We start from the raw sequence: 20,993 nt of genomic DNA, 5'->3' as shown, positions 1-20,993 counted from the left end.
ACTTCGCCTACCGCGACAACCGGCCGCCGCAGCGCGTCGAGGACCTCGGCCAGGGCGAGGTCGACGGCTTCCTGCGACTGCTCGTCGAGCGCATGCCGCATTACCGCCATGAGTTCATCGAGCTGAGCCTGCCGCGTTTCGAGGCCCAGGTGCGCCAGGGCGAGACGATCTGCTCCGTGCTGCATGTGCGCACGCCCGAGCGGCTGCAGTGGCTCTACTTCACCACGCTGTATCCGCCGATGCTCTCGCGCCAGATCCATGTGATCGTGCGCCGCGAGGACCTGGCGAAGTTCGCGTCGAACGGTCAGCCGCTGCAGCTCGCCGACCTGCTGCGCCGCACCGACCTGACCGGCCTGCTGCCGCGGGACCGCAGCTTCGGGCCGCGCATCGATCGCCTGCTCGCCGCCCATCCCGAGCGGGCGCCGCGGTCGATCGTCGCCGGCCGGGGCGCGCATCTGCTGCCGATGCTGCGTGCCCGACGGATGGATTACACGCTCGAGTACCCGGTGGCCGTCGACGATTTCAGCGCCAGCCACGCCGGACCGCCGGAGCTGGTCAAGCTGCCGCTGGCCGAGGGTCGCAGCACGCTGGTGGCCACCGCCGGCTGCAGCCGCACACCGGAGGGCCGCCGCGCGATCGAGGCGATGGACCAGGCGGTGCGACAGCTCGCCGCCGATCCGCAGCGCGAGGCGTGGATCAAGGCCTGGCGCAATGGCACGCCGATCGACGCCGACGACCTGCAGCGACTGAACCGCTTCCTCGACGAGCGCGCGCGCGGACCGGCCCAGATCGAGTGACCGCCCGATCGCACGACAGCCCCCGCCACGCGCCCGCCACCCCGCTCACCGCCGCCACCGCCGCTCACTTGAGCGCCCCCGCTTCGACGACCCACCATGGCCCGCCCGCCCAAGCTCGATCTGCCCTTGCGCGAGGGCGTCGCCGCAAGCGCACTGGCCTGCCCGCCAGGCCCCTGGCCGACGGTGCTGGACTTCCTGGCCGAGCGGCTGCCGCTGGTCGCACGGGACGACTGGGCGGCGCGCCTGCAACGGGGCGACGTGCTCGACGACACCGGCGCGCCGCTCACGCCCGACGCACCTTATCGCGCGCAGCGGCGCCTCTACTACTGGCGCTGGCTCGCGGCCGAGCCCGAGGTGCCGGGCCAGGCGCGCGTCCTGCACCTGGACGAGCACCTGCTGGTGGCCGACAAGCCGCACTTCCTGCCGGTCACGCCCACGGGCCGCTATGTGCAGCAGACCCTGCTGACGCGCCTGCGCCGCGAGACTGGCCTGGCGGACCTGAGTCCGGTCCACCGGCTCGACCGCGAGACGGCGGGGCTGACCTTGTTCTCGGTCCAGCCCGCGACGCGCGACGCCTACCAGCGCCTGTTCCGCGATCGCGACGTGGAGAAGGTCTACGAGGCGATCGCCCCCTGGCGGGATGAGGTGGCCGCGCGGCTCCCCCTGTCGTATGACAGCCGCCTGGAGGAGCATCCGGTGGACTTCATGCAGATGCGCACGGTGGCCGGCGAGCCGAACGCCCGCACGCGCATCGCACTGATCGAGCGGCTGGCCGCCGACCGCGCCCGCTACGAGCTGCGTCCGCACAGCGGCGTGAAGCATCAGTTGCGGGCGCAGTTGTGCGCCCTGGGCCTGCCCATCGAGGGCGACCGCATCTATCCGGTGCTGCAGCCGGTCGAGGACGAGGTCGACTTCAGCCGGCCGCTGCAGTTGCTGGCGCGCGAGATCGCCTTCACCGATCCGATCAGCGGCCAATCGCGGAGGTTCGTGACCTCCCTGGAACTGGCCGGGTCCATCGCGCCCGGATAAGGCCCGCGTACCTGGATCTCACTGGGCCCGGAACGGGGCTTGGGGTTCCCGGACGGGACGCCCATGCCCTGTGATGGGCCGCGCCTGGCGGCGGCACGCGAGCACCGCCGCCATCGCGCTCCATCGACTCGCGCGCCGCCGCGCTCAGGCCGTCAACGCGTCGAGCCGCCGCAACGCCGCCAAGGTCGCGCGGCAGGCGCTCGCCAGCTCGGTGCCCTTGACCACCAGGTGCTCGTGGAAGAACCCATGGTGCGTCGCATGCTCGTGGAAGGCCAGCGGCGTCAGCACCGCCGAGAACACCGGCACGCCGGTGTCGAGCTGCACCCGCATGAGCCCGTCGATGACCGCCTGCGCGACGAAGTCGTGGCGGTAGATGCCGCCGTCGACGACCAGCGCGCAGGCGAGCACCGCATCGAACTGCCCGCTGCGGGCGAGCTTCATCGCATGCAGCGGGATCTCGAAGGCGCCGGGGACCTCGAAGGTCTCGACACGGACGGGGCCCGAAGCCTCGAGGCCGCGGACAGCGGCCTCCCGGCATCGGCCGACCAGGTCGGCATGCCAGCTCGCGGACACGATGGCCACGCGGGGGACGGCGGAGGAGGGAGAGTGGAGGGGGGTCTGATTCATGTGAACCCTTTGCAAGGTGGAACGATGAATCAGGGCGCGCACGCACAGCGCGGCCGCCCGGCGGCGCAGGCGCGAACGCCTGCGCCGGCCCGCGGGGCCGACGATGGACGCGATCTCTTTCATCCGGACTGTGACCGTCGGCCCTGGCCTCTCACCAGGTCTGCTGACCCCGGCACCACAAGGGCGGTGCCGGGCGCTCGCGGGCTCCCGGGATCGACGGCCTGACGACCGCGTCCCGGATACCGCCGGTGGGGACTTCCACCCCGCCCTGAGAACGCTGCCCCGCGCGCATTCGAAGGAAAGCGCGGCGGAGCGGGCGGATTCTAGGCAGCCCGGCGGGGCGCCGATGTCGCCTCCGCGCAAGCCCTCGGCGGCAAGGGGCTTCCCGCTTGGAGTTTCCCCGGGGAAGGCGGCGGGCGCGGCTCGGCACAATGGCTCGACGGTGACTTGACGGCGTACCGCGCGACTCCGGTCGCGGCCTGGCATCCACCCATGACCCACAAGGCCATCCGCCTCTCGCTCGGCGCCCGCCCGCTGCTGGCGCTGTTCGCGCTGGGGCTGCTGCTGATCGCGTTGTCCAGCGGCTGGCAACTGCGCCAGACCACGCTGCAACGCGCCGCGGACACCGGTGCGGAGCTGAGCGCCATCCCGCTGATGTATGCCGGTCCCCTCGCCTACAGCCTGCAGCAACTCCCCCAGAAGCCGGAAGCCGTCCATGGCCTGCTGCATCACATCCTGACCCGCCACAAACTGCGCCGCGTGGAACTGCGCACACCGGACGGCGAGCAGTTCCGCGCCCTGTCCGACGACGAGGGCGAGCCCGGCCAGAGCGCCGAGTTCTCGCTCGCCGACACCGGCGAACTGCGCCTGCAGGCCAGCGCCGCGACCGTGGGCGATACCTTGCGACGCGATCCGCTGCTGCGCAGCACGCTCATCCACCTGGCCATCGCGACGGCGCTGGGGCTGGCCGCGGTGCTGTTGCTGGACCGCTGGGTGTTGCGGCAGCTGCGGCGGTTGTCCGAGCAGGCGAGCCGCTTCGATCCGACACTGCCGCCGCCCTCGCCGTTCTGGCCGGAAGCCGCCGAGCCGCGACCGCGCGAGGTGCTGCAGCTGGAGCAGGCCATCGACCACGTTCGCACCTCGCTGGGCGACGAGCTGCACCGCGAACAGTCGCGCGGCCGTGAGATGCGCGAGGAGCTCGCCCGCCAGCATCGGGCCCTGCAGCAGGCGGAGCGCTCGCTGGAGGCCAAGCGCAAGGAGCTGGCCTCGATGGAGCGGCACGACGCGCTGACGGGCATCGCGAACCGGCGGGAGTTCGACGCGGCGTTGCGGCGTGAATTCAAGCGGGCGCAGCGCGATCAGGGGCGGTTGGCCCTGGCGATCCTGGATGTCGATCACCTGAAGCCGTTCAACGAGCGCCATGGTCGCGGTGCCGGAGACGAGGTGCTGCGCCGTCTGGCCCGGTTGCTGGCGGATCATTTCCAGCGCGACACCGACCTGGTCGCCCGGCTGGGCGGCGAGGAATTCGCGGTGCTGCTGCCCGGCTTCGACGCCGAGGCGGCGCAGGGGCCGGTGGAGATGCTGTGCGAGGCTTGGCGGTCGCTCGCGGTGCCGCACGGCGCACTCCCCGACGGCGCGCCGGATGGCGGCATCGTGACCCTCAGCGCAGGCCTGGCCGCCACGCAGCCCGGCCACCCCTACCTGAGCCCGCAGGCACTGATGCAGGCGGCCGACGAGGCGCTCTACCTGGCCAAGCACATGGGTCGCGACCGGCTCTGCCTGGCGTCCTGACCCGCGCCCCCCCAACGAAACGGCCGCCCCGAAGGGCGGCCATCGTGCCGGCAGCGGCGTCGCGGGGCGATCAGCGGCCGCGCGATTCGGCCTGCTGAAGCTGTTCCTCGACGCGGCGCGCCGCGCGCAGCATCAGCGTCTCGTCGAGCTGCGCCTGCGGGGCGATCTCCATCACCGTCTCGTCCAGCGCCTCCGGCTTATTCATCAGCGTCCAGGCGACCAGCGAGATCGCACCGACGCCGCGACGCTGCATGGCTTCGGGCATCTGCAGCTCGTGTTGCACCTGCACGTGGTATCTCACGCTGGCCACGGCGGCGGGCGCCAGGCCCCAGCTCTCGCACAGCGCCGCGCCCAGCGCGTCATGGCTGACGCCGAACGCGGTGTGCTCCAGCTGGACCAGTTCCTTGTCGCTGCCGGCGGCGCGCAGCATCGCCGGGTAATGCCCCGGCGCGTGGCGGTAGAGCACCGCCTTGCCGCATTCCTCGAACAGGCCGGCCGAGTGCGACGCCCAGGGGTCGACGCCGAGCATCTGCCCCATGCGGCCCATCAGCAGGCCGCGCTTGGCGGCGCGGGACCAGACGGGCTCCAGTTCGGCGGCGGGCGGGAAGGCAGCGCGCAGGCCCATCTCGAAGGTGATCGCGGCGACCTCGCGCATGCCCAGGTAGGTCAGCGCCTGATGCACCGTCTGCACCCGGCCACGCAGGCCGTACAGCGAGGAATTCACCGCCTTGAGCACGGCGGCGGCCAGTGCCATGTCGGTTTCCACCAGCGACGAGACGGCCTGCAGGTCGATGTCCTCATCCGCCATCAGCAGCGACAGCTTGACCAGCACTTCCGGTTGGGTCGGGATTTCGATATCCAGCGCACGCAGTTGGGGATCGACAGGCATGGTGAGCAGCGGTTGTTTGGTCGGATGGTAGCCCGCGCGGCGGGACGCCGGCATCCCGCCTTTGGCGGACAGCCAGTGACGAGTTGTTCACGGGGCGTTTGGCGTTCCCGGCAAGCGGTGCGCGCTGGCGGCCCCCCTCCAAAAACGGCGACCGCGGCGAAGGCCGCGGTGCGATGTCAGCGCAGGAAGGCGTCGTGGCCGGTCTTGAGGATCAGCAGCGACACGACGACGACGAACATGCCGCGCACGAAACCGGCGCCCTTGGCCAGCGCCATGCGCGTGCCCACCAGGCTGCCGACGACGTTCGCCACCGCCATCACCGCCGCGACATGCCACCAGACATGCCCCTTGGCCGCGAACAGCACCAGCGCCGCGAAGTTGGTCGCCGTGTTCAGCAGCTTGGCGGTCGCCGATGCATGCAGGAAGTCGAACCCCAGCAGGCGCACGAAGAGGAAGACGAAGAAGCTGCCGGTGCCCGGGCCGAAGAAGCCGTCGTAGAAGCCGATCGTCAGGCCGATCGCACTGGCGATCAGCGTCTGGGTCGTGGCCTCGTGGCGAGGCGCATGGTGCCGGCCCAGGTCCTTTTTCGCCAGCGTGTACAGCAGCACCCCGAGCAGGATCGCCGGCAAGGCCTTGCGCAGCCCGCTCGGATCGACCTGCGTCACCGCCCAGGCGCCCGCGAAGCTGCCGATCAGCGCAGCGCCCGCCGCCGGCATCAGCGCCAGCCATGGCAGCGACACACGCTTGGCATATTGATGGGTGGCCCAGGCCGTCCCCCAGATGGCGGCGCCCTTGTTGGTGCCGAAGAGGGTGGCCGGCGCCGCGTTGGGATAGACGCTGAACAGCGCGGGAACCAGGATCAACCCGCCGCCGCCCACGACGGCATCGACAAACCCGGCCAGCAGCGACGCGACGGCCGCGGTGAACAACTCGATCATGAGCAGCGATTCGCAAGGGCAGGAACAGCCCTGGGCTCAAGGCTGCGGACATGGGCCGCGAACGATCGCTCGGAACGCACAACACCGGACCCTGAAAACAAAACGGGCACCTGATTCAGGTGCCCGCGAATTGTGACAGTGTCACTGCGATTCGTTGGTGTTGGTTTGATCTGTTTGTCTCCTCAGCCCCCGTAGGCAACCCCCTTGGCGTCGGCTTGTCGCCTGCGCGGGACGGGTGTCGCGTCGAGTGGGATGGATGCTAGGACCCGGTCTCCATGCACGCACTTGGGGTTTTCACCCGGCCGATGCACCAAGATGGAACTGTTAGCCGGCCCTCACTTGCACGAAATGGTCCCGCCGAAAACGATTTGCGAACATCGCACGGCGCACTGTTTTCACTCTTGGGCGAGTACCGTCCGGTGTGGCGTGAAGGTGTCATTCCCCTGAAACAGGGGGGTGGTGCAGGGGCGAGGCCGGCGAATTTCTTCTGCCTGCCGGGAACTTTCAGAACGGCCCGCGCAATACGGTCATGCTGCGAGACGCGATCTCGCGCTGCCGAAGTTGCCGGCGACCGCTGTCGCCGCTTCGACCACCGACGCAACGACCACGCCGAACGCCAATGAGCTTGTGGACCCGCCTGGCTGGCCGCGCCCGCCCGACCTCCGACGCCGACCCCGAGCCCTGTTCGGCGTCGACGCCGTGCGCCACCAGCGCGGCACTGGTGCGCCGCTTGCGCCAGGGCGATGCCAGCGCGCTGGAGCCGCTGTACCGCAGCGAGTCGCCCGGCGTCTATCGCTACGCGCTGGCGCTGTGCGGCCAGTCCGACTGGGCGGCCGACGCGATGCAGGAGGCCTTCGTCCAGTTCGCCGGCCGGCCCGAGGGCTGGGACGCGGGGCGCGGCACGCTTGGCGCCTACCTCGCCGGAATGGCCAGACATCACCTGCTGGCCCGCTGGCGAGACCGCCCGGTCGCTCATGACGAGGCGGACGCCGAGATGACCGGCGACGACCATGCCGAGGCGCCCGAGCAGCAGCTGGTCCGCGCGCAGGACCAAGCCCGGGTGTGGGCTGCCCTGGAGCAATTGCCCTGGACCTTCCGCGAAGCGGTGGTGCTCGTCGACCTGCAGGAGCGCGCCTATGCCGAGGCGGCACGCATTGCGGGGATCGAGCTCAACACGCTGCGCACCCGCCTGCACCGGGGCCGCGCCCGCTTGCTGGCCGCCTTGCAGGACGAGTGCCGGCCTGCGACTGACAGCTCCACGTTCGACCGTTCATCGAAGTCCGCATGATGAAGACCACCGACTCCACCCCGCCCCGCACCGCGCGCCTGGCCGACTGGCTCTGGGCCGTCGCGCAGGACCTGAGACAACGCACCCCGTCACGCGAGCGCGATGACGCGGTGCTCGACGCGATGCGGCGGCAGTTCGACGCCCGGCAGAAGGCCGACAAGGCCGGCCGCTGGCGCTGGGCATTGGCGGGACCGGCGCTGTGCGCGTCGGTGCTGGTGGCCTGCGTGTGGCTGCTGGGCTCGGCGCCGCCGGGCGAGTCTGGCGCCACCGTGATGGGCAACCCAGGCAGCGGTTTCATCGTGCTCGTGTCCGCAGACCGCTGGGCTGCCTACGAGAAGGCCGGCGCGAGCACCGCCTGGCTCGTTCCCACCGAGGTTCCGCGGGAGCGACTGGCCCTGCTGGGCCTGCCCTACGACCCCGCCGACGCCGCCGCCCCGGTGCGGGCCGAGTTGCTCGTGCATGCCTCCGGCGACGTGCTCGCGATGCGCGTCATGCCTTGAACCGCCCCACCTCCTCGTCGTTCGACATGGATCGTCCTTCCTCCCTCGCCTCGCTCCCCTGCTTCCTGGAGACCGCCATGAACACCGCTCTCAGCCCCCTCGCGGCCTTTGCTCTCGCATTCGCCGCCACCGCGATCCAGGCCCAGTCCATCGCGCATCCCGCTCCCGACCCCGACGCACGACCGGCGCCACACCCGCATGGATCGGCGTCGGCGCGACCGTCGCCGCCTTCCCCGCCCGCCATGCCCGCCGCCGTGCCGCCGGTTCCGCCGACGCCTCCGGTACCCGACGTCGCCGAGCTGATCGCGGAGTCCGGCGTCGCGACGCACATCCTCAGCGCCGAACGCGTCGTCAAGGGCGCTCCCTACTGCGCGCAAGCCGTGCATGAGACCGTCCAGGCCCTGGCCGACGGCAACCGCATCGTCCAGCAGCAGACCAGCCAGCTGTGCCGGGACAGTGAGGGCCGCACGCGACAGGAGGTGGAACGCCAGGGCCGCAAGATGGTCTATCTGCGCGACGCGGTGAGCGGTGAGAACTGGCTGCTCGACCCGGAGCGCAAGACCGCGCGCTACCTGGGCGGTGGCCGCGTCGCGGCCGAGGCGCAGCGCGAATACGGCGAGCGCATGCGCGAGTACCAGGACAAGATGCGCGACTACAACGAGAAGATGCGCGAGTACGGTCGCAAGATGCGTGATTGGGCGCGGGAGAACTTCGCCCACGGCGAACCAGCGCCGCGGGGCGACACGCCCCGGCCGCCGTCGCCGCCCGCCTCGCCGCGCGTGGCGACGCCGGTGGTGATCGCGCCGGGCGACGGCGGCCAGGAAGTGCGCGTGATCCGTGTCGAGACACCGATGAGCCCGACCCCGCCGATGCCGCCGCTTCCCGCGGCCCTGGCCCTGCGCCTGGAACCGCTGACCGGCCCGGGCTCCGACGCACCATTGAGCAACCTCCCGCCCAAGGAAATCGAGGGCCTCAAGGTCACCGGTGGTCGGGCGACCCGGACCATCCCCGCCGGCAAGATCGGGAACGAGAAGCCGATCGTGATCTCCCGCGAGGTGTGGACCTCGCCCGACTTGAAGGTCACCGTCAGCGCGCAGACCAGAGACCCGCGCAGCGGCGAGCAGAACTACCAGCTGCGCAACATTCGCCGTGCCGAGCCGGATGCCGCGCTGATGCAGGTCCCGGCCGACTACGCGAAGACCGGACTGCCCAAGCCGCGAGCCCCCAAGGACGCCGGGGACCGCAAGGGAGGCTAGGCCGTTGCGCGAGCCGCAGCCGGCGGCAACGACAATCGCGCCCGATGACTGCGCCGCCCGTTCCGCTCCCGCCGAAATTGACCTTGCAGACGCTGAGCCGCGGCGACGGCCTGCTCGGGATGCGCCCGCACGGCAAGCTGGGACCGCGCGGCGACCGCGTGTCGCTGCTGCGGCTGGAGCGCTGGCCGTCGGATCCGGTCGCGCTCGAGCAGTGGCAGGCGCTGCCCTTGCACGCGGTCGACGTCGAGATGCTGCAGTGGCGGGACGCCTCGTTCGGCCGTGGCCTGACGCCCTGCTGGACGCTGGAACAGGAGGACCTGTTTCCCGATTTCGCCGCCGACGAGTTGCCGCGACTGCGCGATCTCGGCTGGGAGATCGAGTGTCTGCCCGGCTTCGCACATCACAGCGTCGCGATCGATGCCTGGTCGCTGGAGGTCCAGCCCGAAGGCGACGCGCCGGACGAGGGCCTCCACGCCGAGACCTCCGGCCAGGCTGATCGGCTGCCCGGTCTGGCGCTGTCGCGCCGCAAGGGGTCTTGGCTGCTGAGCTTGGGCGTGACCGTGCAGGGGACGCGGGTCGATCTGGCGCCGATGATCTGGGATCTGCTGCGCAAGGACCGTCGCTGGCTCTACGCCGACGCGATCGCCAGCATCGACGACGACGCGATCGTCAGCCTGAAGGCCCCCGGCGGGCGTCGCCTGCACACGACGGCTGCGCCGCTCAAGCGGCTGATGCTCAACCTGCTGGATGTGCTGGTCGCGCAGCGGTCGAGGCGCGGGCCAGTGGCGCTCACCGCGTGGGAGGCCGCTCGGCTGGCGTCGCTCGACACGCCGGACAGCCGTTGGCAGGTCTATGGCGCCGATGAGCTGCGCACGATGTGGGAACGCCTGCGCGATGCCGGCCCTCCGCCCGTGCCGGCCGAGCCGTCCGGGCTCGGCATCACGCTGCGCCCCTACCAGTTGCAGGGGCTGGCGTGGCTGCAATATCTGGGGCGCCAGCAGCTCGGCGGCATCCTGGCCGACGACATGGGACTGGGCAAGACGGCGCAGGCGCTCGCGCACCTGTGGGTCGAGAAGCAGGGCGGACGGCTGACGGCGCCGGCGTTGGTCGTCGCCCCGACCTCGCTGATCTTCAATTGGATGCAGGAAGCGGCGCGTGTCGCACCAGGCCTGCGTGTGGCCGCTCTCGCCGATCCGGCGGAGCGAGGCGAGATGCTCAAGCGGCTCGGCGATATCGACCTGCTGCTGTGCAGCTACGGTCTGGCCTGGCGCGAAGTACGGGCGCTGACGAAGCCGACGTTCTCGGTGCTGGTGCTGGACGAGGCGCAGGCAGTCAAGAACCCGCGCTCACGCGCCGCACGGGCGCTGCGCCGGCTGCGGGTCGGGCAGCGGATCGTGCTGACGGGCACGCCGCTGGAGAACCACCTCGGGGAACTCTGGACCCAGTTCGACTTCCTGATGCCGGGCTACCTCGGCGAAGCGCGCTCCTTCGCGCGCCACTGGCGCAAGCCGATCGAGCAGACCGGGGACGCGCGCCGCGCCCGGGAACTCGCGAGCCGCGTGCGGCCCTTCATCCTGCGACGGCTGAAGGAAGAGGTCGCGAAGGACCTCCCCCCGATGACGGTGCTGACCCAACGCATCCCGTTGCAAGGGCGGCAACGTCAGCTGTACGAAAGCGTCCGGATCGGCGCCGACCATCTGGTGCGGCGGCTGCTGAAGGATTCGGAAATCTTCGGCTCCGGCTTGATGTCCGTGCTGGACGCCATGCTGAAGCTGCGCCAGGTCTGCTGCGACCCGCGGCTGGTGCCCGGCGTCGACATCCCACCCGGCATGGAGACGGCGAAGCTCGCGTGGCTCCGCGAGAAGGTCCCCGAGATGATCGCCCAGGGGCGGACGATCCTGGTGTTCTCGCAGTTCACCGGCATGCTGGCCCTGATCGAAGACGCCATGGGCGAAGCCGGCGTGCCGCTGATGAAGCTCACCGGCGACACCCCGGAAGGGCGGCGGGGGGAGGTGGTCCGGCGCTTCCAGGCGGGGGAGGCGCCGCTGATGCTGGTCAGTCTGAAGGCCGGCGGCGTCGGGCTGACATTGACCGCTGCCGATACCGTCATCCAGGTCGATCCCTGGTGGAACCCGGCGGTCGATGCACAGGCCCATGCGCGGGCGCATCGGATCGGCCAATCGCGGCCGGTGTTCGTCCATCAACTGGTGATCGAAGGCTCGATCGAGGAGCGGATGCTCGAACTGCAGGCCCGCAAGCGGGCGCTGGCGGACGGCCTGCTGGGCAGGGACGGTGGGGAGCGTCTGGAGAAATTCAGCGCCGACGAGATTGATCGGCTGCTGGCGCCGCTGCAGTCACCGGAGGACGAGGACTGAGCGGCGGCTGAGGCGGCGGAAGCTGGCCCCGGACGGGGTATCTTCCGCGCCGGAGATCAGCGCTTGCGGTCGAAGCGCAGGGCGCGTGCGACGCTGCGGCGGTCGCAGCCCAGGCTGGCGACTTCGAAGGCCTCGTGCTTGCGGCCCTTGTCGTGGTTCGCCAGTTCCGGCATGGGAAGGCGGCGCGGCTGGGATTCGGTACGGGTCTGGAACTTCATCATGGTCGGGGACCTCTGGCTTTTCAGCGTCGGGGAAGCGGGGGGATGACCGCTTTGTGCCAGCTAACGCAAGCCTTTGGGACCTCGTTGACAGCGCCCTCACAAATCTGAACAAAGCTCGCGCCATCGTCACGCACATCGCACCAACCTTGTGCGTTGGACGCAGTGCGAACACGATCGCCTCCGCCGCTTTCCGGCTAAGCTCGCCCTCCATGTCCGCCGTGTCGCCGTCATCGCCCGTCTCGTCTCCCCAGCCGGACCCCGCATCCGAACTGCTGGTCGCGTGCCTCTGCGCCGCCTGGTGTCGCACTTGCGACACCTACCGGGACGATTTCGCGACCTTGCGCCAACTGCACCCCGGCGCCCGCTTTTTATGGGTCGACATCGAGGATGACTCCGAACTGGTCGACGACCTGGAGGTCGAGACCTTCCCCACGCTGCTGATCGGCCAGGGGGAGCGGCTGTGCTTCATCGGCCCGGTCCTTCCCGGCCCAGGGGCGGCGCAGCGCCTGATCCAGGCGGCCGAGGACAACCCGGCGATGTCCGCCGCCAGCCCGAGCGCGCCGGCCGGCACGACCGCCGCGGCGCAAGCCTTGCTGTCGCGCCTGCGGCAGTCCTGCTGATCGCCCGTTTCCTCACCGGTTCCTGACGGCGGCCCGCCACCGGGCGACGCTCGTCGGCGGTGCACGCCCGGACGGCGCATCACGCCCCTCCACAGAGGGAGCGCGAGCGAGAATGCGCCACCGCCAACCTCAGGCCGGCCGCTCGCGCGACCCGCGATGGACCGGTGCATCGATGAACGTCCAATTCAAGAACTCGGTGGCTCGTGCCACGCCCATCCTGGTGCTCGATCGCGCCACCTACCAAGCCCTCGGTCCCAAGCTGCCCAAGCGCACCCAGCAATGGCTGGCGACGCTCGGCTTCTCGGCGGCGCCGGACACCTTCGCGCTGGTGCCGGGCGAAGACGGCAAGCTAGCCCAGGTCTTCGCCGGCGTGGCTCATGCGGCCCATCCATTCGCGCTGTCCGCGCTGCCGCTGGCGCTGCCCGAGGGCAACTACACGATCTCGCCGGAAGGCCTGTCGCTGCAGGACGAAGCCGCGGCCCTGTCCTGGGAGCTGGGCTGCTACCAGTTCGATCTCTACAAGCCGCGCAAGCGCGAGCCGGCGCAGCTGCTGATCAAGAGCAGCGCGGACGGCCAGCGAGGGCTGGCCATCGCGACCGCGATCTCCGCGGTGCGCGACCTGGTCAACACCCCGGCCGAGCACATGGGGCCGGAAGAGCTGTCGAAGGCGGCCGCCGTCGTGGGCAAGCAGCACGGCGCCAAGTTCAAGGAGATCGTCGGCGACGAGCTGCTGAAGAAGAACTTCCCCGCCATCCACGCGGTCGGCCGCGCCAGCACCCGCGCGCCGCGGCTGGTCGAACTGAACTGGGGCAGCGACAAGCATCCCCGGCTGACGCTGGTGGGCAAGGGCGTGTGTTTCGACACCGGCGGCCTGGACATCAAGCCGGCCGACGGCATGCGCCAGATGAAGAAGGACATGGGCGGCGCGGCCAACGCGCTGGGCCTGGCCACGCTGATCATGGCCCTGAAGCTGCCGGTGCGCCTGCAGGTGCTGATCCCGGCGGTGGAGAACTCGATCAGCGGTAATGCCTACCGGCCAGGCGACGTGATCAAGACGCGCGCCGGTCTGCACATCGAGATCGGCAACACCGATGCCGAAGGCCGTGTGATCCTGTGCGACGCCCTCGCCTATGCGGCCGAGTTCAAGCCCGAGCTGATCATCGACCTGGCCACGCTGACCGGCGCCGCCCGCGTCGCGCTGGGCGCGCAGTTGCCGGCGCTCTTCGCCAAGCACATGGACACCGCGCGGGATCTGGTCGACCTGGGTCTGAAGATGGACGACCCGCTGTGGCACATGCCGCTGTGGGCGCCCTACAAGGAAGGCATCACCTCCAGCATCGCCGACATCGTGAACACCGGCCGGAGCGCGCTGGCCGGCGCGATCAACGCCGCGTTGTTCCTCGAGGCCTTCATCCCCGCCGAGCAGGACTGGCTGCACGTCGACCTCTTCGCGTGGAACGACATCGCGCGCCCCGGCCGCCCGGTCGGTGGCGAGGCCCAGACCATCCGCACGCTGCTGGCCTATCTGGAAGAGCGCTTCAGCGGCTGACCGCCGCGCGGTCGGCGATCGGGCGCGATGACGCCGGCGCCGACGCTCACTCTCCGGCGCTCAGCCAGGCGGCAGCGCGCTCCGCGATCATCAGCGTGGGCGAATTGGTGTTCCCGCTGGTGATCGTCGGCATCACGCTGGCGTCGATGACGCGCAAGCCGCTCACGCCCCGCACACGCAGGCGGCTGTCGACGACCGCCCCTGCGTCGTCATCGCGCCCCATGCGGCAGGTGCCGACGGGATGGAAGATCGTCGTCGCGATGTCGCCGGCCAGCCGGGCCAGTTCCTCGTCCGTCTGGAACTGCACGCCCGGCTTGTATTCGCGCGGCCGGTAGCGTGCCAGCGCCGGCTGCTCGACGATGCGTCGGGTCAGCCGCAGGCTGCGCGCGGCGATCTCGCGGTCCTCGGCGGTGCTGAGGTAGTTGGGCGCGATGAGGGGCGCATCGGCCGCATCGGCACTGCGGATGGCGACGCTGCCGCGGCTGGTGGGATTGAGATTGCAGACGCTGGCGGTGAATGCGTTGAACGCGTGCAGCGGTTCCCCGAAGGCCTCGAGCGACAGCGGCTGCACGTGGTACTGCAGGTCGGGCCAGGCCTTGTCCGGACCGCTCCGGGCGAAGGCGCCCAGCTGCGACGGCGCCATGCTCATCGGTCCGGTGCGGCGCAGCGCGTACTCGAGGCCGATGCGCGCCTTGCCGAACCAGCTCGACGCCAGCGTATTGAGGGTGCTGACGCCGTCCACCTGGAACACCGCGCGGATCTGCAGGTGGTCCTGCAAGTTGCCCCCGACGCCAGGCAGGTCGCGCACGACCTCGATGCCGTGCCGCTGGAGCAGCGTCGCCGGCCCCAGGCCGGACAGCTGCAGCAGCTGCGGCGAGCCGATCGCCCCCGCGGCGAGCAGCACCTGGCCGCCGGCGTTCAGGCGGATCTCCTCCAGTCCCTGGGGCGTGCGCACGAGCACGCCATCGCAGCGCGTCTCGCCGTCGACCTGCTCGAGCAGCAGCCGGTGCGCCTGCGTGCCGGTCCACATCTCGAAGTTGGGGCGGCGATAGCAGGCCGGTCGCAGGAAGGCCTTGGCGGTGTTCCAGCGCCAGCCGGCGCGCTGGTTGACCTCGAAGTAGCCGACGCCTTCGTTGTTGCCGCGATTGAAGTCCGGCGTCGCCGGGATGCCGGCTTCCTGCGCGGCCGCGGCGAACGCGTCCAGCACCGCCCAGCGCAGCCGCTGCTTCTCCACGCGCCATTCGCCGCCGTGGCCATGCAGCGCCGGATCGAAGCCCGGCGGCCGGTCCGCGCCGTCGTCCAGCCGCCAATGGTCCTCGTGCTGGCGGAAGTAGGGCAGCACCGCGTCCCAGCGCCATGCGTCGTCGCCCGACGCGGCGGCCCAGCCGTCATAGTCGCGGGTCTGGCCGCGCATGTAGATCATCCCGTTGATGCTGGAGCAGCCGCCCAGCACCTTGCCGCGCGGGTAGCGCAGGCTGCGGCCGTTCAGGCCGGCGTCGGGCTCGGTCTTGAAGAGCCAGTCGGTGCGCGGGTTCCCGATGCAGTACAGGTAGCCCACCGGGATATGGATCCAGTGGTAGTCGTCGCGACCGCCGGCCTCGAGCAGCAGCACACGCTTGGCGGGATCGGCCGACAGCCGGTTGGCCAGCAGGCAGCCGGCCGTGCCGGCGCCCACGATGATGAAGTCGAAGCGGCCCGAGGCCGCTTCGCGGGCCGTCGCCGGCCCGCCCGCAGGGTTGTCTCCGCCCATGTCTCTCTTGTCGTCCAGGGTCCGTGGAGACCCATGCTGACCGAGCCGCGGGCGCGCGGCAACCGCGTTGTCACCGAGTGCCGGCCGAGGCGGCTGCCGGCAGATCCGCAGTGCGCCCGCCCAGCGCGTACCAGTCGATGCGCCGTGTCAGCGCCATCACCGCCGCCAGCACCGCGAAGAGCAGGGTCGCGCCCACCAGCAGCGAGGCCGTCTCCAGGCTGAGCAGCAGGTAGAGCGCGCCGTAGAGCACCGCCACCATCGTGCCGAAACCCAGGCCACGCCATGCCGCGCCGAGCATCGAGGTGCCATAGAAGGTCAGCAGCCCGACGGCCGCGCCGGCCGCCAACACGTAGGAGAGCGAGAAGCTCAGGTGCTCCGACAGGCTCAGCAGCAGCAGGAAGAACAGCGTCATCGCCAGGCCGACCAGCAGGTACTGCACCGGATGCACGCGGCGGCCGGACAGCAGCTCCAGCAGCCCCACGCTGACGAAGGTGAGCACGATGAACATCAGGCCGTACTTGATGGCGCGGTCGCTCATCACATACGGGTTGACCGGGTCGATCATCGAGAAGGCCAGCGTGTCCGCCACGACCTCGGCCCGGCCCTCCTGCCCGGCGACCCGCGCCGACGCGTACGCGGCCTGGCCGACGTCGGGGTCGCGTGCCACGCCGGGCAGCGCGAAGCCGGCGAGCACGTCGCGCGGCGCGGTCGTGGCGAGTTCGGTGACCTGCCATTGCGCCTCGAAGCCGCTGTCGTCGATCCGTTTGGACATCGGCAGGAAGCGCCCGCCGAAGCTGGGATGCGGCCAGTTCGAGCGCAGCTTCACCTGGGTCGCGGAAGCGGCGGGCACGATGCCGAAGTCGGTCATGCCGATCAGCTTGATGGCCACCGTCAAGGTCAGCGGCTGGTCCAGCGACTGGTCCGGCAGCACCGCATGCAGGCCATGCGGATAGCTGCCGTGGCGCGTCCCCGGGCGCACCGCCAAGGGCTCGGCGCCCCGCTTGAGCGTCACCGCGCGCAGGCCGCGCGCGTCGCTGACGGCGACCATCACCCGCGGGTCCTCGCAGCTCAACCGGCCCTTGTGCTCGGCCACCGGCACCAGCGCGCCGAGCGAGGCCCAGCGCGCCTGCAGCGCAAGCTCGCCCGCATACCCGTTCACCTTGAACAGGCCGCGCTCGCGCTGCTCCTGGTTCAGCGTGCCGTTGACGCCGAGTTCGGCCGGTACCGCCGACAGCACGAAGTCGCGCCGCTCGGCATTCCGTGTCTGTTCCTTGCCGGTCCCGCTGACGCTCTCCCACTCCTCGGTGCAGCTGCGCTGCAGCACCGGCCCCAGCAACACCTGCGGTCCGGCCTGCGCCAGCGCCACGCTGGCCTCGGCGGCGCGCTGGCGTTGCTGGCGCTCGTCGACCAGCCAGCCGATGCGCATCAACACCATCAGCAACAGCAGCGTCACGCCGCCCAGGATCAGCAGCTTCCACCACAGCGCCTTGCTCTGCATTCGTCCTCTCCTTGCCCGCGGGCCATCCAGGGAAGGCGGCAGTCTCGGCAGCCGGGGTGAGCTCAGGACGAAGTTTGTGTGGCGGCCGTGAAGTGGGGGAAGGACAGCCGCACGCGCAGGCCGGGCTCGGCCCGCTCGAAGCGCAGCTCGCCGCGATGCAGGCCGGCGATCTGGCGCACGATCGCCAGCCCGAGGCCGGAGCCCTTGCGCAGGCTGCCCGGCCGTGCCGTCGAGAAGAAGCGCTCGCCGAGCTGAGCGAAGGCGGCGGTCGGTACGCCGGGGCCCTGGTCGCGGAGCTCGAAGAATGCGCGGCGACCGGCCGCCCCGGACGCGGGCTCGACGCCGACCTGCAGCGTCAGCTCGGCGCCGGAGGGCGAGAAATCGATCGCGTTGGCCAGCAGGTTGCTGATCGCGAGCATCAGCATCTCGGCGTCCGCCTGCAGCTCGACCTCGTCGCGGCGCAGCCAGCGCACCGTCAGCGCCTGCTGCGCCAGCCGGTCGTCAAGCTGCGCGAGCACCTCGTCGACCGCGGCCGCCAGTGCCACCGGCCGCGGATGGGCCGGCCCGCGCCGCAGCTCCAGCGTCGAGAGCGCGAGCAGCCGCTCGACCAGTTCCGTCATGCGCTCGCTCTGCGAGACCACCTGCGCGGCGAAGCGCTGGCGGTCCGCCGCCGGCAGGTCGTCCTGCAGCAGCTCGCCGGCACCGCGCAGCGCCGCCAGCGGGCTCTTGAGTTCATGCGTCAGCGCGCGGGCCATGTGCTCGAGGCGCTCACGACCGTCGAGCCGCTCCCGCATCGCGTCCATCGCATGGGCCAGGTCGCCGAGTTCACCGGGCACCCTGGGGGGCGCCTGGCGCTCTCCCATCTGCACTTCCTGGGCGTAGCGGCGCAAGCGCCGCACGGTGACGATCATCCAGGCCGTCACCGCCACGCCCACCGCCAGCGACACCGCCAGCAGCGACAGTCCCGCGATCCAGATGCGCCGCTCCGCGCGGTAGATGATCTGCTGCACCGCGGCCGCGGGCTTGGCGACGGTGACGACGCCGATCGTGCGGCCGTCCAGGCGCACCGGCGCGGCCACGTACATCACCGGACTGCCCTGCGCATCCTTGCCGTTGCCCAGGTCGCCGGCATTGCCGTAAGGGGTGAGCTGTTCCGGCGTCGTGCGGGCGCCGTACTGGCCGCGCAAGGTGCGGGCGACGTCATTCCACGCCGAGTAGTCCTGCCCGACCGCCGGAGCGGGACTGGTGTCCAGCACCACTCGCCCGGAGGCATCGGTGACGTAGATGCGGAAGTCCAGCGTGCGCTTCCTGGCGCTGAGGATGCGGGCGTCCACCGGCCGCTCCGCGTAATCCCGCACCCGTTGCGCGAAAGCGGTGCCGACCAGATCGCCGCCGGGCGGCATCGCGGCGAGCTCGTCGCGTGCCAGCGCCGCCACCAGGTTGGCGGTGTCCACCATCATGTCCTCCATCACCTCCCGCACGCTGGGCTTGAACTCGCCCAGCACGACGCGCAGCAGGATGAAGGCGCTCAGGCCCGCCACCAGAAAGAAGCCGAGGAACAGCCGCAGGCCCAGGCGCATGCGCCGTCACTCCAGCGAGTAGCCCATGCCGCGGTGCGTGCGGATCGGGTCGAGCTCGGGACGCACCTGGCGCAGCTTGGCGCGCAGCGTCTTGATGTGGGTGTCGACGGTGCGGTCGCCGCTGTCGGCGTCCAGGCCCCAGACGGCATCGAGCAGGCTTTCGCGGCTGTGGATGCGGCCGGGCGCCTTCAATAGACGCAGCAGCAGGCCGAGCTCGCGGCGCGTCAGCGGCAGCAGCTCGCCGTGGAAGCGCACCCGGGAGCCCTCGGCCTCGACGAGGAAGCCCGCCACGGCCGGCGCGGTCGGTTCCGCCGGCGCCTGGGCCCGCCGCAGCAGCGCCCGCACCCGCGCCACCAGCTCGCGGTTGCTGAACGGCTTGGCGAGATAGTCGTCGGCGCCGAGCTCCAGTCCCAGCACCTTGTCGCTCTCCTCACTGCGCGCGCTCAGCATCAGCACCGGCAGGCGCGCCAGCGGGCCCTGGCGCAGTTCGCGGCACAGGTCCAGGCCGTTGCCGTCGGGCAGGCCGACATCCAGGATCGCCAGATCCGGCGGCGTCGCCGCCAGCGCGGCGCGGGCCTCGTGCAGCCAGCCGAAGGTGCGCACGCGGTACCCCTCGCGTTCCAGCACGAAGCTGACGGTCTGGGCGATGGCGGGGTCGTCCTCCAGCAGCAGGACCTGGCCGGCGAACGGTGCCGGCGGCAGCGCGGGAGAGGCTGGAACGGGAGCGGTCGAACTCATGGGCGCGATCATCGCGGAGCGGCGGACAGTCCGCGAAGGTAGCGCAGACCCTCGGCGGCGCGCGGGCCGTACCAGCTGATCAGTTCGCCGTCGACCAGGCGCACCCGGGCGTTCGGGCAGAGGGACTGGGCTTCGGCCAGGTGCTGGGCGCCGAATCGGTAAGGCTCGGAACTGAGCAGCAGTTCGTCGATGTCGGCCAGCCACGGCTCGTCGCCCGTCAGCACCGGGTAGCGCGCCGCGCCCAGCGTGCCGCCCTCCACCGGGGGCCAGGTCGACCAGCCCACCTCGGCGAGCATGCGGGAGATATAGGTGTCGCGGGCGACCGTCATCCAGGGGTCGCGCCAGATCAGATAGAGGACGCGCCGAGCCGACCGGCCCTCGCCGGCTGCCCGCAGGGCCAGGCAGGCCGCCAGTTCCTCCCGCAGGGCGGCGGCCAGCCGATCCGCCTGGTCACGGAGATCAGGGACATGGGGGAGCGAACTCGCCCCAGACGAACTTTCTTCCGGGATTCGGAGATTTATGCCGGCGAGTTCAGACCTGACCCTCCAATCGGCGGCAAAAACCTCCACCATCTCCACCATCTGGGTGACCAAGGTCAGGTTGTCGTGCGGGGTACAGGGGTGGGTCACCACCACATGCGGAACGAATTCGCGCAGGGCCTGGACGGTCTCGAGCCGGTTCTCATCGACATTCACGATGACGTGGCTGGGTGCGAGCGTCCGCAGCTTGCGGAGATTGACGTCCTTGGTCCCACCGATCTTTGATATTGCTGACACCGCGGGCGCGGGATGAATGCAAAAACCGGTGCGGCCGACCACCCAAGGCCCCAGTCCGAGGGCGAACAGCAGTTCAGTCACCGACGGGACCAGCGAGACGATGCGCAGCCCCGGCGCGTGGGGAGCGGGCAGGGGCGGCGGGCGCTGCGGGGCGATGGGCGTCACCTTGTGCGATTGGGGTGCGGGTTCACCCGCATAGTGGAAAACACCGAGCGGCGGCGGGGGGTCTCGGGAGCCGGTTTTGCCCCGATGTAAAGCCGGAGGCGAGGAATTTCCAGCGCCTCCGACACTGCTCGGGGTTTGCGCGCATAAGCCGAAAAACAACAACCGGCTTGACGCGTTGCGAACCGCCAATCCTGTCACACATAATCGGATCGCCTGAATGCAGCGCCTTCGTATGAGTGGTTCACGATGGGTTGAAGCAGCACATTGGGTTATTTGGTTTTGAAAGGGCTTCCCCCATGGGAAACAAGCTATACGTGGGCAACCTCGCTTACAGCGTGCGAGATGAGTCGCTCCAGGAGGCATTCTCGCAATTCGGCACCGTCATCTCCGCCAAGGTCATGATGGACCGCGAGACCGGCCGTTCCAAGGGCTTCGGCTTCGTGGAAATGTCGACCGACGACGAAGCGCAATCCGCCATCAACGGCATGAACGGTCAGGCCCTGGAAGGCCGCGCGATCGTGGTCAACGTGGCTCGTCCGCGTGAAGACCGTCCGGGCGGCGGTGGTGGCTTCGGCGGCGGCGGTGGCCGCGGCGGCTTCGGTGGCG

Annotated in this window: 19 protein-coding genes and 1 riboswitch; of the genes, 10 read left to right on the top strand and 9 right to left on the bottom strand. The window is 70.6% G+C overall.

What is annotated here, in order from left to right:
• Together CS062_RS26375 and CS062_RS22280 are read left to right on the top strand one after the other, a co-directional pair.
• On the top strand, positions 1-797 hold a 797-nt coding region (locus CS062_RS26375; RefSeq protein WP_158238895.1), incomplete at its 5' end, for a hypothetical protein.
• A gap of 96 nt (positions 798-893) precedes the next feature.
• Positions 894-1,826, top strand: a complete 933-nt coding sequence (locus CS062_RS22280) for a pseudouridine synthase (protein ID WP_099863782.1) — start codon at positions 894-896, stop codon at positions 1,824-1,826.
• A gap of 144 nt (positions 1,827-1,970) precedes the next feature.
• Here the strand turns inward: CS062_RS22280 and CS062_RS22275 are convergent, their stop codons facing one another.
• A complete protein-coding gene (locus CS062_RS22275; protein ID WP_099863781.1) occupies positions 1,971-2,453 on the bottom strand; it encodes a 6,7-dimethyl-8-ribityllumazine synthase in 483 nt (160 codons plus the stop codon).
• A gap of 107 nt (positions 2,454-2,560) precedes the next feature.
• Positions 2,561-2,733, bottom strand: a riboswitch (FMN riboswitch).
• A 212-nt stretch (positions 2,734-2,945) separates the two neighbouring features.
• Here CS062_RS22275 and CS062_RS22270 point away from each other — a divergent pair.
• A complete protein-coding gene (locus CS062_RS22270; protein WP_099863780.1) occupies positions 2,946-4,244 on the top strand; it encodes a GGDEF domain-containing protein in 1,299 nt (432 codons plus the stop codon).
• 70 nt (positions 4,245-4,314) lie between these two features.
• On the opposite strand, the gene CS062_RS22265 is transcribed toward CS062_RS22270, so the two are convergent.
• The gene (locus tag CS062_RS22265) at positions 4,315-5,133 is read right to left on the bottom strand and encodes an HDOD domain-containing protein (protein WP_099863785.1); all 819 of its coding nucleotides are present in this window, start codon (positions 5,131-5,133) and stop codon (positions 4,315-4,317) included.
• 176 nt (positions 5,134-5,309) lie between these two features.
• The gene (locus tag CS062_RS22260; RefSeq protein ID WP_099863779.1) at positions 5,310-6,071 is read right to left on the bottom strand and encodes a TSUP family transporter; all 762 of its coding nucleotides are present in this window, start codon (positions 6,069-6,071) and stop codon (positions 5,310-5,312) included.
• A 619-nt stretch (positions 6,072-6,690) separates the two neighbouring features.
• On the opposite strand from CS062_RS22260, the gene CS062_RS22255 reads away from it, so the two are divergent.
• From CS062_RS22255 to CS062_RS22240, 4 genes are all read left to right on the top strand, one after another.
• Complete coding sequence (locus tag CS062_RS22255) at positions 6,691-7,359, top strand: RNA polymerase sigma factor (RefSeq protein ID WP_158238894.1); 669 nt, start codon at positions 6,691-6,693, stop codon at positions 7,357-7,359.
• On the top strand, positions 7,359-7,859 hold the full coding sequence (locus CS062_RS22250) for a hypothetical protein (RefSeq protein ID WP_143742451.1): 501 nt from the start codon (positions 7,359-7,361) through the stop codon (positions 7,857-7,859). Before CS062_RS22255 ends, CS062_RS22250 begins: the two co-directional genes overlap by 1 nt.
• Before the next feature lie 242 nt (positions 7,860-8,101).
• Positions 8,102-9,115: a hypothetical protein gene (locus tag CS062_RS22245; RefSeq protein WP_099863774.1), complete on the top strand. Its 1,014-nt coding sequence runs from the start codon at positions 8,102-8,104 to the stop codon at positions 9,113-9,115.
• A 44-nt stretch (positions 9,116-9,159) separates the two neighbouring features.
• The gene (locus tag CS062_RS22240; RefSeq protein WP_099863773.1) at positions 9,160-11,490 is read left to right on the top strand and encodes a DEAD/DEAH box helicase; all 2,331 of its coding nucleotides are present in this window, start codon (positions 9,160-9,162) and stop codon (positions 11,488-11,490) included.
• A 56-nt stretch (positions 11,491-11,546) separates the two neighbouring features.
• Here CS062_RS22240 and CS062_RS26370 read toward each other — a convergent pair whose 3' ends face one another.
• On the bottom strand, positions 11,547-11,711 hold the full coding sequence (locus CS062_RS26370) for a hypothetical protein (RefSeq protein ID WP_158238893.1): 165 nt from the start codon (positions 11,709-11,711) through the stop codon (positions 11,547-11,549).
• Between the two features lie 209 nt (positions 11,712-11,920).
• Between CS062_RS26370 and CS062_RS22235 the strand changes: the two genes are divergently transcribed.
• Both CS062_RS22235 and CS062_RS22230 read left to right on the top strand, forming a co-directional pair.
• Positions 11,921-12,331, top strand: a complete 411-nt coding sequence (locus tag CS062_RS22235; protein WP_143742450.1) for a thioredoxin family protein — start codon at positions 11,921-11,923, stop codon at positions 12,329-12,331.
• A 172-nt stretch (positions 12,332-12,503) separates the two neighbouring features.
• Positions 12,504-13,880 (top strand): leucyl aminopeptidase family protein, encoded by a 1,377-nt coding sequence (locus CS062_RS22230; protein ID WP_099863770.1) that lies wholly within the window; start codon positions 12,504-12,506, stop codon positions 13,878-13,880.
• Between the two features lie 46 nt (positions 13,881-13,926).
• Here CS062_RS22230 and CS062_RS22225 read toward each other — a convergent pair whose 3' ends face one another.
• From CS062_RS22225 to CS062_RS22205, 5 genes are all read right to left on the bottom strand, one after another.
• Entirely contained in the window at positions 13,927-15,630 is a 1,704-nt protein-coding gene (locus tag CS062_RS22225) for a GMC family oxidoreductase (RefSeq protein WP_099863768.1), read from the bottom strand.
• Between the two features lie 70 nt (positions 15,631-15,700).
• Complete coding sequence (creD, locus tag CS062_RS22220) at positions 15,701-17,128, bottom strand: cell envelope integrity protein CreD (RefSeq protein ID WP_099863767.1); 1,428 nt, start codon at positions 17,126-17,128, stop codon at positions 15,701-15,703.
• 62 nt (positions 17,129-17,190) lie between these two features.
• Positions 17,191-18,708, bottom strand: coding sequence for a two-component system sensor histidine kinase CreC (gene creC / locus CS062_RS22215; RefSeq protein ID WP_099863765.1), 1,518 nt, complete (start codon positions 18,706-18,708; stop codon positions 17,191-17,193).
• A gap of 6 nt (positions 18,709-18,714) precedes the next feature.
• Positions 18,715-19,446, bottom strand: a complete 732-nt coding sequence (creB, locus tag CS062_RS22210) for a two-component system response regulator CreB (protein WP_099863763.1) — start codon at positions 19,444-19,446, stop codon at positions 18,715-18,717.
• Positions 19,447-19,454: 8 nt separating this feature from the next.
• Positions 19,455-20,387, bottom strand: a complete 933-nt coding sequence (locus tag CS062_RS22205) for a helical backbone metal receptor (RefSeq protein ID WP_233218210.1) — start codon at positions 20,385-20,387, stop codon at positions 19,455-19,457.
• A 296-nt stretch (positions 20,388-20,683) separates the two neighbouring features.
• On the opposite strand from CS062_RS22205, the gene rbp reads away from it, so the two are divergent.
• A partial coding sequence (gene rbp, locus CS062_RS22200) for an RNA-binding regulator (protein WP_143742452.1) occupies positions 20,684-20,993 on the top strand: 310 nt, incomplete at its 3' end.

Origin of the sequence: Roseateles chitinivorans (assembly GCF_002761755.1) — a bacterium.
GTDB classification, from domain to species: Bacteria; Pseudomonadota; Gammaproteobacteria; order Burkholderiales; family Burkholderiaceae_C; genus Roseateles; species Roseateles chitinivorans.
The sequence above is the reverse complement of the archived record's forward strand: the minus strand, read 5'-3'. Positions and strand labels throughout refer to the sequence as shown.

Coding starts and splice junctions, on each gene's coding strand:
- CS062_RS22270 (WP_099863780.1), top strand. CDS start 2,946: ATGACCCACAAGGCCATCCGCCTCTCGCTCGGCGCCCGCCCGCTGCTG.
- CS062_RS22260 (WP_099863779.1), bottom strand. CDS start 6,071: ATGATCGAGTTGTTCACCGCGGCCGTCGCGTCGCTGCTGGCCGGGTTT.
- CS062_RS26370 (WP_158238893.1), bottom strand. CDS start 11,711: ATGATGAAGTTCCAGACCCGTACCGAATCCCAGCCGCGCCGCCTTCCC.
- CS062_RS22265 (WP_099863785.1), bottom strand. CDS start 5,133: ATGCCTGTCGATCCCCAACTGCGTGCGCTGGATATCGAAATCCCGACC.
- CS062_RS22240 (WP_099863773.1), top strand. CDS start 9,160: ATGACTGCGCCGCCCGTTCCGCTCCCGCCGAAATTGACCTTGCAGACG.
- CS062_RS22280 (WP_099863782.1), top strand. CDS start 894: ATGGCCCGCCCGCCCAAGCTCGATCTGCCCTTGCGCGAGGGCGTCGCC.
- CS062_RS22255 (WP_158238894.1), top strand. CDS start 6,691: ATGAGCTTGTGGACCCGCCTGGCTGGCCGCGCCCGCCCGACCTCCGAC.
- CS062_RS22235 (WP_143742450.1), top strand. CDS start 11,921: ATGTCCGCCGTGTCGCCGTCATCGCCCGTCTCGTCTCCCCAGCCGGAC.
- creC (WP_099863765.1), bottom strand. CDS start 18,708: ATGCGCCTGGGCCTGCGGCTGTTCCTCGGCTTCTTTCTGGTGGCGGGC.
- CS062_RS22250 (WP_143742451.1), top strand. CDS start 7,359: ATGAAGACCACCGACTCCACCCCGCCCCGCACCGCGCGCCTGGCCGAC.
- CS062_RS22225 (WP_099863768.1), bottom strand. CDS start 15,630: ATGGGCGGAGACAACCCTGCGGGCGGGCCGGCGACGGCCCGCGAAGCG.
- CS062_RS22245 (WP_099863774.1), top strand. CDS start 8,102: ATGCCCGCCGCCGTGCCGCCGGTTCCGCCGACGCCTCCGGTACCCGAC.
- creB (WP_099863763.1), bottom strand. CDS start 19,446: ATGAGTTCGACCGCTCCCGTTCCAGCCTCTCCCGCGCTGCCGCCGGCA.
- CS062_RS22230 (WP_099863770.1), top strand. CDS start 12,504: ATGAACGTCCAATTCAAGAACTCGGTGGCTCGTGCCACGCCCATCCTG.
- creD (WP_099863767.1), bottom strand. CDS start 17,128: ATGCAGAGCAAGGCGCTGTGGTGGAAGCTGCTGATCCTGGGCGGCGTG.
- CS062_RS22275 (WP_099863781.1), bottom strand. CDS start 2,453: ATGAATCAGACCCCCCTCCACTCTCCCTCCTCCGCCGTCCCCCGCGTG.